14 protein-coding genes are annotated in these 14,124 nt (G+C 65.5%); 9 read left to right on the top strand and 5 right to left on the bottom strand.

Annotated features, from left to right (window positions below; genetic code table 11):
* The first annotated feature begins 1 nt into the window (after position 1).
* From ACIO3R_RS31765 to ACIO3R_RS31785, 5 genes are all read left to right on the top strand, one after another.
* Positions 2 to 403 (top strand): ATP-binding protein, encoded by a 402-nt coding sequence (locus ACIO3R_RS31765; protein WP_402110540.1) that lies wholly within the window; start codon positions 2 to 4, stop codon positions 401 to 403.
* Positions 400 to 870: a hypothetical protein gene (locus tag ACIO3R_RS31770; protein WP_402110449.1), complete on the top strand. Its 471-nt coding sequence runs from the start codon at positions 400 to 402 to the stop codon at positions 868 to 870. Before ACIO3R_RS31765 ends, ACIO3R_RS31770 begins: the two co-directional genes overlap by 4 nt.
* 51 nt (positions 871 to 921) lie before the next feature.
* Complete coding sequence (locus ACIO3R_RS31775) at positions 922 to 2,043, top strand: adenosylhomocysteinase (RefSeq protein ID WP_402110451.1); 1,122 nt, start codon at positions 922 to 924, stop codon at positions 2,041 to 2,043.
* Between the two features lie 5 nt (positions 2,044 to 2,048).
* Positions 2,049 to 2,591 carry an NUDIX hydrolase gene (locus ACIO3R_RS31780; protein ID WP_402110452.1) on the top strand — a complete coding sequence of 181 codons (543 nt, stop codon included), beginning with the start codon at positions 2,049 to 2,051 and terminating at the stop codon, positions 2,589 to 2,591.
* Positions 2,592 to 3,099: 508 nt separating this feature from the next.
* Positions 3,100 to 4,785, top strand: coding sequence for an AIPR family protein (locus ACIO3R_RS31785; RefSeq protein ID WP_402110454.1), 1,686 nt, complete (start codon positions 3,100 to 3,102; stop codon positions 4,783 to 4,785).
* A gap of 639 nt (positions 4,786 to 5,424) precedes the next feature.
* On the opposite strand, the gene ACIO3R_RS31790 is transcribed toward ACIO3R_RS31785, so the two are convergent.
* Entirely contained in the window at positions 5,425 to 6,327 is a 903-nt protein-coding gene (locus ACIO3R_RS31790) for a radical SAM protein (protein ID WP_402110456.1), read from the bottom strand.
* Positions 6,328 to 6,435: 108 nt separating this feature from the next.
* Positions 6,436 to 7,128: an HAD family hydrolase gene (locus ACIO3R_RS31795; RefSeq protein ID WP_402110457.1), complete on the bottom strand. Its 693-nt coding sequence runs from the start codon at positions 7,126 to 7,128 to the stop codon at positions 6,436 to 6,438.
* Between the two features lie 98 nt (positions 7,129 to 7,226).
* On the opposite strand from ACIO3R_RS31795, the gene ACIO3R_RS31800 reads away from it, so the two are divergent.
* On the top strand, positions 7,227 to 8,000 hold the full coding sequence (locus tag ACIO3R_RS31800) for an XRE family transcriptional regulator (RefSeq protein WP_402110459.1): 774 nt from the start codon (positions 7,227 to 7,229) through the stop codon (positions 7,998 to 8,000).
* On the top strand, positions 7,987 to 8,454 hold the full coding sequence (locus tag ACIO3R_RS31805) for an NUDIX domain-containing protein (RefSeq protein WP_364581320.1): 468 nt from the start codon (positions 7,987 to 7,989) through the stop codon (positions 8,452 to 8,454). Before ACIO3R_RS31800 ends, ACIO3R_RS31805 begins: the two co-directional genes overlap by 14 nt.
* Here the strand turns inward: ACIO3R_RS31805 and ACIO3R_RS31810 are convergent.
* The 3 genes from ACIO3R_RS31810 to ACIO3R_RS31820 form a co-directional block, all read right to left on the bottom strand.
* Positions 8,442 to 9,005 (bottom strand): HD domain-containing protein, encoded by a 564-nt coding sequence (locus ACIO3R_RS31810; RefSeq protein ID WP_402110461.1) that lies wholly within the window; start codon positions 9,003 to 9,005, stop codon positions 8,442 to 8,444. The two genes, ACIO3R_RS31805 and ACIO3R_RS31810, sit on opposite strands and share 13 nt — an antisense overlap.
* A gap of 196 nt (positions 9,006 to 9,201) precedes the next feature.
* Entirely contained in the window at positions 9,202 to 9,705 is a 504-nt protein-coding gene (locus ACIO3R_RS31815) for a hypothetical protein (protein ID WP_402110463.1), read from the bottom strand.
* 157 nt (positions 9,706 to 9,862) lie between these two features.
* Complete coding sequence (locus ACIO3R_RS31820) at positions 9,863 to 11,746, bottom strand: PrsW family glutamic-type intramembrane protease (RefSeq protein WP_402110465.1); 1,884 nt, start codon at positions 11,744 to 11,746, stop codon at positions 9,863 to 9,865.
* 949 nt (positions 11,747 to 12,695) lie between these two features.
* On the opposite strand from ACIO3R_RS31820, the gene ACIO3R_RS31825 reads away from it, so the two are divergent.
* Positions 12,696 to 13,295, top strand: a complete 600-nt coding sequence (locus tag ACIO3R_RS31825; RefSeq protein ID WP_385041530.1) for a SigE family RNA polymerase sigma factor — start codon at positions 12,696 to 12,698, stop codon at positions 13,293 to 13,295.
* 2 nt (positions 13,296 to 13,297) lie between these two features.
* Positions 13,298 to 14,089: a hypothetical protein gene (locus tag ACIO3R_RS31830; protein ID WP_402110466.1), complete on the top strand. Its 792-nt coding sequence runs from the start codon at positions 13,298 to 13,300 to the stop codon at positions 14,087 to 14,089.
* The last annotated feature ends 35 nt before the right edge of the window (positions 14,090 to 14,124 follow it).

Genomic DNA, 14,124 nt, shown 5'->3' on the forward strand with positions numbered 1-14,124 from the left:
AATGATCGAATCGGTGCAGCGGTTCTTCGAGGCCCATCCCGAATCCGTGGGACAGGCCAGGGAATTCGCCTCCACAACCCTGGCCGGATGGGACATCGCGGAACGGATCGACGACATCCGCCTCTGCGTCTCCGAGCTGGCAACGAACGCGCTGGTCCACGGCACTGTCCCCGACCGCGGGTTCCTGGTCCGCCTTGACGCCGAGGACGACGTCGTACGCCTGGAGGTGCACGACAGCCGCCGTCGGTGCCCTGAGACTCGCCAGGCCGCCGACACCGACGTGTCAGGACGCGGTCTGGTCCTGGTGGCCGCGCTCGCCGACGGCTGGGGAGTGCAGGACCGAACACCACTCGGAAAGATCGTTTGGTCCTGCTTCAAGACCGCAGGAGGGACGACCACGTGAGCAGCATCCTCACTCCGACCGGCCCCGAGCTTCGGCTGCTGGTCTCGCTCGCCGCATGGAGCTGGCCAGGGACCGGTCCGGACGACAGCGAGATCGCCCACATCCTGATCGCCCCTGGGTCTGCCTCTGCTCTCCCCGACAATGCTGGCGCGCCCGAAGCCCGCATGCGGCGTCTCGCGGACAGCCTCGGCGGAATGGGCCGGGCGGCGGACGTGGTCCCGGACGCCGGCCACTGCCTGCAGATCATCGGCGGCCATGTGTTTCTGCACTTCACAGGTGCCTCCCGCAGGCTGCGCCTGCCGAGCCGCCCCGACTGGACGGCGCTGGTCGCCCGTACCGGCACGGCCGTTCTCCTGCTCGGTCTGGAACCGCTGTCGCAGTCCGCCAGCGCCTCTCAGCTCGACACCTGCCTGGATACCGCAAGCGGGGCCGACCGGCTGTTGTTCGGGCTTGCCCGCAGCCGCTGACCCCCTGGAACTTCCTGCACGCCCCTGCTGCACGGATGAGAGGCAACTGCCGTGGAAACCTTCGAACGCGCCAAGCTGGACGCATACTTCGCCCGGATCGCCGTCCAGTTCGCCCCCGACGAGCAGACCTCGTCGTTCCTGATCACCCACCTCCTGGCCGAGCGCCCCGCGTTCGTCCGCGCCGTTGCCGCGATGACGCGGCTCACGGCGGTGCTGCCCAAGCCGAAGTCCGTCCATCCGGCTGCCCAGCGCGAGACCGAGCGGACCGTCGCCGTCGACACCCTGACCCGCGAACTGTTCACCGACCCGGACACCGCGCTGGACTACTTTGAATCCCGGGCCGCCGGGGAACCTGTCTCCCTCCTCGACGTCGGCGGCTACTTCGCCCCCACCCTCACCGACATCCATAGCCGCTTCACCGGCCGCCTGGTCGGTGTCGTCGAGGACACCGAGAACGGCCACCGCCGCTACGAAGCCCTCGACAAACTGCCCTGCCCCGTCATCTCGGTGGCCCGCTCCCCGCTCAAGGACCCCGAGGACTACCTCGTCGGCCAGTCCGTCGTGTTCTCCACCGAGGCCGTCATGCGCGGCCGCGGCGACATCCTCCACGGCCGCCCCGCCCTCGTGATCGGCTTCGGCAAGCTCGGCTCCTCCATTGCCCGGCTCCTGCACGCCAAGGGCGTACAGGTCACCGTCTTCGACATCGACCCAGTACGCCGCACCCAGGCCCTGTCCCAGGGGTTCACCGTCGCCCGCGACCGCGAGACCGCGCTCACCGGCGCCGGCCTGGTGCTCTGCGCGACCGGCGCGGTCTCCCTGCGCGGCGAGGACTTCTCCCACCTGCGCAACGGCGCCTACGTCGCCACCGTCACCTCCAGCGAGGACGAGCTCGACCTCGCCGGCCTGCCGGACGTCTACACCCGCACGGTCGTCGGGGACCACGTCACCCGCTACCAGACCACCGGTCATTACTTCTATCTGGCGAACGGCGGCAATGCCGTCAACTTCATCCACGGCGCGAGCGTTGGACCTTTCATCTTCCTGATCCAGGCCGAGATCCTCGCCGCGATCAAGATGCTCACCCGCGGGGACCTCGCCCCTGGCATCCACGAGGTCCCCGCACCTGACCGCGAGGCCATCGCGGCGACCTGGCTCTCCTACTTCAACAGGTGATCACCATGCCCATCACGGCCCAGCACATCCGCACCACCATCACCGCGTACCTCGACCAGCACCCCGAGGACAAGCGCGAGATCGCCGTCGTTCAGGGCCTCCTCGACGACGGCGACGACCTCACCAGCCGCAAGGCCCTGCCAGGACACGTCACCGCAGGCGCGATCCTCGTCGGCCGCGACGGCCGTGTCCTGCACATCCTCCACAACGCCACCGGCAAATGGCTGCTGCCCGGCGGTCACATCGAGCCCTCGGACGACACGCTCCTTCAGGCCGCCGGCCGTGAGCTCGCCGAGGAGACCGGCATCCCGCCCTACGTCGTCACCCCGCACAGCGAGATCCCACTACACATCGACGTCCACCCCATCGACGCCAACCCCGACAAGGACGAGCCCGCCCACCAGCACTTCGACTTCCGCTTCCTCTTCCGTACGACCGCCGACATCGGCGAACTGCAGACCGAAGAGGTCACCGACGCCGCGTGGCGCACTGTGGATGGCCTCGCTGACGAGCACCTGAAGCAGCGGGTTGCCCGAGCAGTTCGCTGATCATCGAGGGCCGTCGGCTTTTGAACGCGACCACAATGCCGTGTACACGGGCGATACCCGCCAACGCGCTGCACTCCCGCCGCTCGCCCGCCCAAACCGCCGCCGAACACCTCCCGGCGGAACCGTCCTCCCTGTTCAGCCGATCGATCTGGACCGGTTGCTCCAGCGAGGCAGGTGGGAAGAAGGACGCAGGATCAGGCTGGCCATGTGTTCATGAACTTCGATACTTGATCACCATGATCGTGCCTGTGCTGTGCCCGCCCCTTGTCTCAGTCCAGGGCCGAATGAGCCGCAGGGCGTCACCGGCCGGGTGGCGCCCTGCGGGCACCGTGCTCCGCCAGCCCCTGTCCACGATCAGGGCCGAAAGATCCGCTCGGACCAGTCCCGAGCCGTATCTAGGGCCTGCTGCCGGTGCCGCCGTCTCAAGCCACCTTTAAGCCTGGGCTGTGGGATCCTGGCGCGGCCGAGCGGGACCGCTGATCGGCGCAACAACACGGGGAGAGAGCTCATGGGACTGCTGCAGTTGACACAGATCCAACACCGCGTGGAGGCTACGACGTTTCCCTTGGTCGATATGACAGACAAGGCGTCGCACCGCCCTGATGACGTTCGGATCAACCAGCTCAGTCGGGCTCTGGCTGCGTTCGCCCTAGCAAAACGGGGCGGCTTCTCTTGGGAGGGGGCGACGGCCTCCCTCACCGACGGTGACGGCGACAACGGAATCGACGCCGTCGCCGTCACCTCCGACGGCCGCCGGTTGTTGATCGTGCAGTCCAAGTGGGCCCAGGACGGACGCGGCAGCCTTGCACTTGACGACATGATCAAGTTTCGTGAGGGGATATCGGACCTGGTCCAACTGCGGTGGCATAGGTTCAATGAAAAACTCGCCGCCCGCAAGCAAGAGTTGGAGGAGGCTCTACTGAACCCACTCATCCGAATTGAGGTGATCGTCGCCCACACCGGTACAAGCTCGTGCTCCCCGGATGTCCGCCTACGTATGGACGAGTTCATCACGGAGACCCTTAACGACAACTCTGCCGAGGATGTTGGCTCCTTTCATTACCTCGGACAAGCCGAACTGCATCAACTACTACTCGACGACCATCAGAAGCCCCGGATCGATCTATCTGTGGACCTAGCCGACTGGGGCCAGTTCCAGGGAGAGCCCAGTGCCTACTACGGCCAGGTATCTGCCAGCCAAATCGCAGACTGGCATGAGCACCACGGCACCAACCTTTTCGGCAAAAATGTTCGCGTGGTGCTACACGACTCAGAAGTCAACGAATCCCTGGTGAGTACCCTCGAAAGCGAACCAGAGGCGTTTTGGTACTACAACAACGGCATTACAATCCTATGCCAGGGTATCGCAAAATCCCCTGCCTACGGCGTTGATCGACGCGTCGGCTCCTTTTCGTTCTCTGGGGTCGACATCGTTAACGGAGCCCAGACCGTCGGTGCCATTTCACGGGCTGCCCGACAGGGCATCGACGTCAGTCGGGCACGGGTCACGGTCCGTTTCATCTCCCTGGAGGGTTCCGGTGATGATTTCGCGTACGAGGTCACCCGGAAGACCAACACCCAAAACCGCATCACGGGGCGAGACTTTCTCGCTTTGGATTCCCACCAAGCGCGCCTAAAAGATGAATTTCTCCTCGAAGGTCTCACCTACGTATACAAGAGAGGCGAGTCCGACCCTGAGGATTCGGTCGGCTGCAGCGTCACCGAGGCCACCGTCGCACTGGCCTGCGCCAGCAAGGATGTGAATCTGTCCACCCAGTCCAAGCGTGAGATCAGCCGATTGTGGGACGCAGGTGAACGGGGCGCGTATGCAAAGCTGTTCAACCCGCAGGTTACCTATCTGCGAATTTGGCGGTCCGTCGGCGTACTGCGTCGCGTTGAAGAATTTTTGGCACAGGAACAGGCGAAGCTCGACGGTCGCCCCCGCGGCATCGCCATTCACAGCAACCGCCTCCTGCTGCATCTAGTCTTTCGCCAATTGCCGACCAATAAGATCGACGACCCTCGCTTTGATTGGGGCACTGCCACTATTGAACTGGATAGCCTGGCAGCGTCAACTTTGACCACTCTAATTGACCAGGCCGAGGCCCACTACCCCGGCTATCCAGCAAGCCTTTTCAAGAACGCAAGCAAATGCGCCAGCCTGGGCAACGAGGTCTTGTCCACCAGTAGGTGATCTGCGCGCGGCACACGGGCGGCGAACCTGTGGGCCCCACCGGAGTGGGACAGCAGCCAAACCATGCAGTCGAACTTCAACGCCTTGGTCGGTCTCAGTTGTGGTCTCATTCACCCTCGTCTGGAGGGGTCCATGAGCTGGCCGACCCAGCGCTCCACCGCAGGTCAGGACGCTCCCGCCCACCCCCGTATCCTCAGACGAACATTTGGAAAGCGTGTTGGGGACAACCCCTCACGAGTTCGAATCTCGTATCCTCCGCCATTGCTCTCACCGGGCAATACGTCGAAGGCCCCCTCAGCTCGCTGCGGGGGCCTTCGACGTTGGTGGTTGCAGTTCCTGGCTACCGCCCGTTGAGGACTGCCCGGCACACGTTGCAGTACATGGCCGCGTTCTGCCCGTACCGCGGGCCGCTGGGCCGGCAGGCCGGGTAAGGGTGAAGCCGCCCGACCCTCGAGATCACTCGCTCGGTGCGGCCGCCCCGGCCTGCTCCTGCTTGTCGGCGTCGGCGTCGGCGTCGGCGAAGAGGAGCGTCGGTTCACGGTCGGGACCAGCACCGCGCCACGAGCGGCCGCGAGCATGGGGGCGAGGGTGGATTTGCCTGTGCCGCGGAGCCCTTCAACGGACTCGAACGACGCCGGGTCAGACACGTCCGTACACCACGTCCGGCACCGCGAGGGTGAGTTCGTCGGTGGCGGACGGCCGGTGGTCGATGTGATCGGCGAGCTTGTCGTACCAGAAGGCGTGCGAGTCCTTGCCGACGGCCTTGCAGGACATGGTGAGCGCGCCGCGAGGGTCGGCCTCGATCCGCTCGATCTCCACAGGGCCCCCGGCAGGGAGGCAGACATCCGGCGCACCCAGCTCGGACAGGTCCTCGTCGAGGATCACCTCGATGTCCAGCTCGGCAGAGGCCAGGCCCTCCCGCAGACGGGTGTAGGCCGTGGCGTCGTTCACGAGGAGCTCGGGGTGATCCGCTGCGTTGCCAACAGGCCGGAGACAGTGGAGTTTCAGCTGCTCCACCCCGTGGTGCTGCAACGTGCGAGCGAGCGGCAGGACCTCGTCGATGTTGCGTGAGGTGACCGTCATGGTCGCGCCGGTCCGGACGCCGAGCTGTTGGGCGATTTCGAGGGCGCTCAGGGCACTCCGGTAGCTTCCGAACTTGCGGATCTTGTCGTTGGTCGTGCCGATGCCCTCCAGCGATACCCGGAGCAGGTCCAGGTCGGGAGCGATCTCGGCGAGTCGGCGCTCGATCCGGTAGCCGTTGGTGCAGATCTCGACTCGCATACCCAGGTCCCGCTTGGCGTACGGGACGACCTGGGCGAGGTCTCGGTAGACGAACGGCTCGCCGCCCAGCAGGGTGACGGCCTCGGTGCCGTACTCGTCGCGCATCAGCGTAAGGAGGTTGACCGCCTCGTCCGTGGTGAAGGCGTCGGCGTGCTGAAGCCGTTTGCCGTGGAAGCAGTGCAGGCATTCGAAGTTGCAGCGGTAGAGCAACTGCAGGTACAGCATCCGGATCCTGCGGATCCCGGTGACTTCGCTGATCACGAGGGTCTCCTTCGAGGCGCTTGCCTGGTGGGAGACCTGATATTGGCGGGACAGGTACGGACCTCGTCACCGCGTATCGGGACGCTGTAAGGACGTCCTGGGACGTTTTCAGCGTGCGGAAAGCCCCTCCAGGATCCCGAGTACACGGCCGGTGTCCGTGAGATCGGGCAGGACCGTATGGGCACCGGCGTCTGCCAGCTCCTGGGCGCTGTGGACGCCGGAGGCGACCGCGATGATCTCGGAGCCCGTGGAGAGTGCGGCTTCCACGTCCCTTGGGGTGTCTCCGACGAGCACGACGGGCACGCCATCCTGGGCGCCCCGCAGCCGCCGGGCCCGCTCCCGGGCGACAGCGACCAGCTCGGGGCGTTGAAGGGCATCGGCCCCGTAGGCGCCAACCGGTAGGTCGAGGAGTGGATCTAGGCCGAAGGCCGCGACCTTCACGCGGGCGTTGTCCGCGATATTGCCGGTGAGCACCGACGACACCCAACTGCTGCGTACAGAGACCTCCTTCAGGGCTTTCCGCACGCCGGGCAGGGCTGTCCCCCGCTGGCTGAGGGCGTGGAGACGTGCCTCCCCTGCGTCGGCAAGCGCCTTCTCGACCGCTGTCCAGTCCGGCTCAGCCAGGCCGTTTCGTTGGAACATGTCGTGCATGATCAGCCGGTCCGTACGCCCTTCCGTTCGCGCCGGCCCCGCAGGCGCCCTTCCCGCCAGGGCCGTGAAGGCGGCGGCGTAGATCTCCTTGCTGACCCCGGCGTTCTCGATGAGGGTGTGGTCGATGTCCCACAGGACGATGAGCTCCATGCATCCAGCGTAAATACAGCAGCCATGACCCCCTCCTTCCGTGGAACGTCCCGAAACGTCCTTGCCGCTCCTGACCGGTCTCGGCTTCTATGGCGTCTGTGAACGAGCGATTGCACTCCGTGCTCGCCCAGCGCGGTATCCCACCCGAGTCACTCGCCGAAGTCTGCGAGGTGGACCCCAAGACCGTTGGCCGGTGGCTCGGCGGGCGCGTTCCCCATCCTCGCCACCGCTTCCGCGTCGCCAAGCACTTACGGGTGGAGGAACTGTTCCTCTGGCCCGCACCGGCGCCGAGCACGCAGCAGCAGCTCACTGGTTCAGGACAGGAGCTGATCGGGACCTACCAGAACCGGGCGAGCGTCCCGCGCGACACGTGGCTGTCGCTGCTCAACGGCGCCCAGGAACAGATCAGCGTCCTCGTTTTCTCCGGCACCTTCTTCGCCCAGTCCAACCCTCACGTGGCCAAGATGCTCGCCGAGCGCGCATCAACCGGAGTGCGAGTTCGGCTCTGCTTCGGCGACTCGAAGGGCCAGGCCGCAGCAATCCGAGGCCACGAAGAAGGAATCGGCGACACACTCGCCGCCAAAATCCGCGCCTCCCTCACCTACTACCGGCCCCTGTTGTCCGAGGCCGGCTGCGAGGTGCGCCTGCACGACACCACGCTCTACACCTCCATGTTCCGGTACGACGATGACCTTCTGATCAACCCGCACGTCTGGGGCCAGCCGGCCAGCGCCAACCCCCTCCTCCATCTCCGCAGAGCAGACACGGCGGACTGGTTCGACAACTACGCTCAGAGTTTCGAAGCTGTCTGGGCCACCGCACGGCCCTGGACACCAGACCATGAGGAGCCCTCGCCACATGGGCAGGACTGAGTACTACAACGACCCCAAGGCCCCAAAGGCGAACACGCTCATCCCCGCCAATAACCTGCTCGTCGTCGACGACGACGGCGCCATACTGCTCCAACGCCGCCGGGACACCGGCCAGTGGGCCCTGCCCGGAGGAGCCCAGGACATCGGCGAGACGGCGGCCCAGTGCGCCGTGCGGGAATGCCTGGAAGAGACCGGAATCATCGCCGAGGTCACGGGGTTCCTGGGGGTCTACACGAACCCGAACCACATCGTGGCCTACACCGACGGTGAGATTCGCCAGCAGTACGAGAACACCTACATCGGCCGCCCGGTGGGCGGCGAGCCCACGATCAACGACGAGGCCGACGGGGTCCGTTACGTCCTGCCGAGCGACCTGGACCAGTACGACATCCACCCCAGCATGCGCCAACAGATCGGCGACTACCTCGCCGGCACGTACCCCTACCTGGGCTGAGCCGCCAAAGCCGCCTCCACCCGGCTCACAGCCGCGAGGATGTCCGGCTCAGCCCTACGGATGAAGCGTCCCACCAGGCTGTCAGCTCCATAACGGGCAGCGATCTCTGCTAAACGGGCCTTGACAGAGGTGACTTCTCCATCGGGCGTAGTCGTCATGTCACAGAACACAAGGGCGTCCACAAGAACCTGGTCCTCAAGCAGCGGAAACTCGGCCTCCAGAATGTCCCGCAGGCCGCGCTCCTCAGCCTCCAGCAAGGCCAGCGAGTGATTCGCTACCAACCGGACCAGCCGTCGATCCGCGCCATGGACGTCACGAAGAAACCGGGCACCATCCAGCGGATGAAAGCCAGTAAGGGCCAGCCGCGGAGCGTAGCCGACATCATGCAATACGGCCGCAGACAGCATCAGCTCGGCGTTTGATCCCAGAACCGCAGCCAACTCGACCGCGCGCTTAGCGACTCCCTGGGAGTGAGCCCATCGACGCGGAAGGGGCTCACGCAGCTCTACTTCCGCCACCTGGAACGCTCGCCTTGCTGCTGCTTCGTCCATAGATGAATCTTTCCGGATAGAGGGCCGCCCATCTGCAAGGTGCAAACATTCGAAATCTCACGGACTGTCGAAACCCTGCACTCATCGAACAAACTCAGCACGCCTACCGAATTCCAGCTCCCCGCGTCGGCCGCGAGCGGATTGGATTTCCCTGAACTGCCCCACCCGCCTCACATTGCATCATACCGAGATACCTCTAGTGGAACTGCCCAGCCTTCCATGAGGTGAATGGCTCTAGCCTCCCGATCTCCGGCGCGGCAGCACTCACCGCTTCAGAAAAGTCCGTTGCCAGCTTCCTGGCCATTCTGAGAAGCTCGGCCAAGTCGTGGCATTCCATTCGAGGGTCTGGCGTCCACGACGTTCGCGATGTGCACTCAACGCTGACTACATCACCCTGGGGGGTGAACGTGAGCACACGTTCGACCCCTTGCGGATAGAGGTCTATCGCCACGACTCGACCCGATTCAAGTGCCGCGAGTAGCTCGGGGAGACCTTCAAGGAAGGAAGACATGTCGTATTCAATGTCGAAATTCCAGTCGTCCTGCCCGAATCCACCAATCGCGAACCGACAATCAGTCTCCGACAGAGAGGAGCACCCTTCGATGACGAGGTACTGATAGTCATCATTGTCCTCCAGCCCGCCTTCCGGCCCCCTCCCCGAAACACCGCCCGAAGGCCCCTCAAATTGAAAGTGAAACATTTTTCTCCTCATGGAATTATTGGGTAGGCGGACCTGAAAAGGCCATTTCGCCCCGGAACGAGGATAGCGTGAGTTGCCTCTTTCCAGGTTTCGTCTTCGAATACAACCCTCCCCATCCCCTTGGGAATCTGAACGATGTATGAATCCTCCGTTCCTGTCAGGCCGGAGCGATGTTCTCGGCGCAACAGGTCGGCGGCCGCGTTGTCGTCAAGCCATTGGCCTTGGGGCGTTCCCTTCCCTCGCGCTCGATCCGCCATCTGCTGGAGAGTGCGCTTCCGGCCGTGCGTCTTGAAGCTGTGCCCGAACGTCTTGGTGCTGGCCGGCTTCCAGTTGACTTCCCCCCCACCCGATGATTGAGAACCCTGCCCGCCTGTCCCGCTGTCGCCGAAGCCCCCATGAGCACGATGCCCGCAGAGCCCAGAAGAGCTGCGTTAACTGCGGCTACGACGGTCAGACCGCCCACGGCGCCCACGCCAGCGAGGGCCAGACCGGCAAAACCCATACCAGGTCCGATGAGTGCGGCCAGGGAGACCAGAAGGAGAAGGAGTCCGACCCAGAAGAGAGTCTGGTCGAGGGCTTCCAGTAGATGGGCCGGGGAGAGGAGCGTGTCGGTGGTGACGTCGGCGCCACCCAGACCGCGGTGGAGCATGAATGCTCCGGCGGCGCCGGAACCCAAGGCAGTGGTGATGCGGAAGCGGTGCAGGGCCACTTGCTCACCGATGGGTTGGGCCGCAGTAGCCCGCCAGGTGCGGAGCAGGGCGGTCAGCTGCCAGGCGATCCAGGCCAGGGCTACTGGAGCGGAGTAGAGAAGGATCTTAGGACGCGGTCCAGTGGCGATATAGGTCTGCAGACCAGAGGTGGAGTGGAACGATCCGATACCCAGGAAGATCAGAGAGGGCAGAGCAAGGAGACAGGGAATGACCAGTTGCCATCTCCAACGTCCGCTGCCGGCGCGGGACTTCCTCAGCAGGCTGCGGATGTCCAAGCCTTGCCAGGCATCTGCACGGTCAGAGGTGTCGATGCGGGCGGCGATGTTCGCGGTAAGGCAACGCAGTTCCTCGGTCTCCGTAGCTGGGGCGAGGGCAGTCATGTAGCACAACGCGCGGCGCAGCCGTACGAAGCGAACGGCGATCAGCAAGGTCCAAGGCAGGCGCCAGGCGGCGTAGCGGATGAGGGCAGCGGAGCTGTCGCCGGCCTCGCGTTCCGCGGCCAGCAGAACGCCCGGTATTCGGCTCTTCCCGTGGTGTAGTTGGCGCAAGTCAACGAGCATGGCCAGGGCCAGGCAGACCAGTGGCATCAACCACGACTTGGCGTCCAGCTTCTCCAGCCATTGCACCGCGCCGGTGGCGTCGTAGTGCTGGGCCACGTAGTTGTTCAGCGTGTGGTATCCGATCGCGCCCGCTACCGGCACCACCGCCAACAGCCGTGTCCAGCCGCGGCCGCGCAGCAACACCCCAACGCCGAGGCCCGCCAAAGCCGTCCACACCAGATGCGAGAACGTCGCAGAGACAGCCTCCTGGCCCATCTCCAAGGTAGCGAAAGGGGCCGGAAGCCAGCTGCTGAACACCTGGTGTGGGCCGGGCACATACGGCGGGGACAGCCCGTCGGGGATCACCCAGCCGCCATGCGGTCGGGGGATTGCCCGCTTGGCTTCAGCTGCAAATCGCAGCAAAGCCTCCAATAGCCCGAACCCGGCCCCCAGGGCTGAGCCGAGCACCACGAAGTCCGCCAGCCCCCACTGTCGACGCACCTTGGCATACAGTCCGGCCAGCAACAGCGGGCTGAGTTTGATCAACTCCTCCACCCACGGCGCCACCGTGTAACTGCCGGTGTCTACCACCTCTGCCACCGGAAGCCCTGAACCATGCGCATACAGCCGCGTGTAGGCCATCTCCACAAGCGCCACCACCACGCCGCACCCGTACACACCCACCATCAGGGCCAGCAACACCGTAGACAACCGCACCGACCGCGTGGGCCACGCCAACGCAAACAGCTGCAGCACACCCCACACGGCAGCCGCCACCATCAACAACGCCACGACGCAGCCCCCACGGATAGATTCAGTTCGCATTAGCGAACGAAATGCTATGGGAGTGCTTAGCGGAGGGCAAGAGGCAGATCCAATGGGTCTCGGTCGGCTGGCTGAGCCTCATTCCCAATCAGTCTCCCGCCATAGACCGGCGGGGCAGGTCCTGAACGGCGTTAGCTGCTTGCCTCGTTGTCTGCGTGCCTCACTCGGGCCCTTGAGCAGGATGCCCGAGCGTGTCTGGGATCGATCTCCTGCTCGACGGCAGTCATCTCGTCGTCCTCCTGCTCCGACGCCTCTCACCAGATCTTCTTGCCAGCCAAGGAGGTTGGTATCTCCTACTCGGCTAATCGTCCCGTAGTGATCACTGGCAGACGCCCAGAGCCGGTCTCATTCGTGGTCTCATTCACCTTCGTCCGAGCCTGTTCGGACGGGGCTGGCTCGCGTACTCCTCCGCAGGCCAGGACTGGCACGGCCCTCGCCGGACCCCCGGACGAACATTTGGAAAGCGTGTTGGGGGCAACCCCTCACGAGTTCGAATCTCGTATCCTCCGCCATTGCTCTCACCGGGCAATACGTCGAAGGCCCCCGCAGCTCGCTGCGGGGGCCTTCGACGTTGTCCGTCTCAGTTTCCGTCTCACTTGGGTTCTGCGGAGCCCTCCACGGTGGGCTTCACCCGCTCCCGCACAACTCGCCGGATTCGGACCTGTTGGCCCGGCGTCCGGAAACTTCGGGCCGTCTCATGCCCGCCCGGTACCCGGCTCCGGCTGTTGGCCCGGCGTCAGGCTGGAGATCCCCGGCTTCGAGGGCGTGCCTGTGGCTCCTTGGACACGGAGCCCGCCGCGGACGTCCACAAGACTTCTCGAACCAGTGACAACCTCCCGTACGGCCCAGCACGTCAGTACGGCATGAAGTACTTCTCACCGCGCACCGTTGCGGTGCCGGGCGGAGGCGGTCTGTGATCCGGACACCGGACGACCAGGGCGTCTCCTCGGTCGGCGTCGGCGGCGACATCGCCATCGAATTCGACGAATTCGCGCGCAGCCGCCAGGCACAGTTGCGTCGTGCCGCGTATCTCCTGTGCGGTGACTGGCACTTGGCCGAGGACCTGACGCAGACCGCGCTGGCGAAGCTGTACGCGGTGTGGCGCAAGGTACGGATGGACTCTCCCGACAGTTACGCCCGCAAGGTGCTGTTCCGTACGTTCGTGGACGAGACCCGGCGGCGGCGCTGGTGGGAGCGGCCCAGTGCCCGCCAGTACGACGTGGCGGCCCCGGCGGACGACCCCGATCTGCGGCTGGTGCTTCTGGCCGCCCTGCGGCAGGTGCCCGCGCGCAGCCGGGCGGTGCTGGTCCTGCGGTTCTGGGAGGACCAGAGCGTGGAGGAGACCGCGGCGGCGCTGGGGTGCAGCACCGGCACCGTGAAGAGCCAGACCTCCCGGGGGCTGGCGACCCTGCGCCGCATCCTGGGCGACCGGGCGTCGGCGGCACTGCCCGGGAGCGGGGCCCGCGCCGGTGCGGGCATGGAATCCGGGACCGGTTATCTGAAGGCGGGGTGGTGAGCATGGCGGGCAGGCATGGCGGTGGCGAGGACGGGTTCGCTCTGGCCGAGGCGCTGGGCGAGGCACTGGGCGGGCTGGATGCCCTTCCGGAGCCGCCGATGCCGGATCTGGTGTCGGGCGCGATCGTGCAGGGTACGCGGATCCGGCGGCGGCGCCGGATCGGTGCGGCACTGGGCAGCGCGGCCATGGCGGCGGTGGTGTCGGTCGGCGCGTACGGGGTGCTCGCCCCGACGCCGGAGACCAGGCGCTCGCTGCCGGCCGTGGCGCCGGCGGTCTGGCATCCCTCGCTGAAGCTGCTGCAGTCGATCGTCCCGGCGTCGGCCGGCACGGTCGACGCCGCGCAGCCGCACCACTCGCGGCGCCCGGCAACGTACTTCCGGCTGACCGACCCCAGGACCGGGCTGGTGAGCGACCTGTACGTGTCGGTGGCGCGGTCCGCCACCGGGGCTTCCCTGCTTCCGGCGAGATGCCGGGACGGTCGTGGTCCCGAGTTCACCTCCCCGGGGGGTGGCCGCTCGTTCAAATGCTCCGTCAGGTCGACGCAGTCGGGGGACCGTGTGCTGGCCTACTTCGCGGATGTGCGTTTCTTGCCCGCTCGCACGGACGAGCAGGGCGGTTCGTACACGTTCGGCATCACCTATGTGACAACGGGCGGCTGGGAGGTGCAGGCGCTCATGGGCCCCCATGACGAAAGCGGCAAGGGCCACGTGGTCACGACCTCGGACTGGTCCGTACTGACCGACCTGGCCACCGACCCTCGGATCTTCGAAGCCGTCGAGGAGACCGACAGCTGACGACCCACTGACGACCCACTGACGACAACCCGTAC

The sequence above is a fragment of the Streptomyces sp. NPDC087428 genome, assembly GCF_044744085.1.
Taxonomy (GTDB): domain Bacteria; phylum Actinomycetota; class Actinomycetes; order Streptomycetales; family Streptomycetaceae; genus Streptomyces.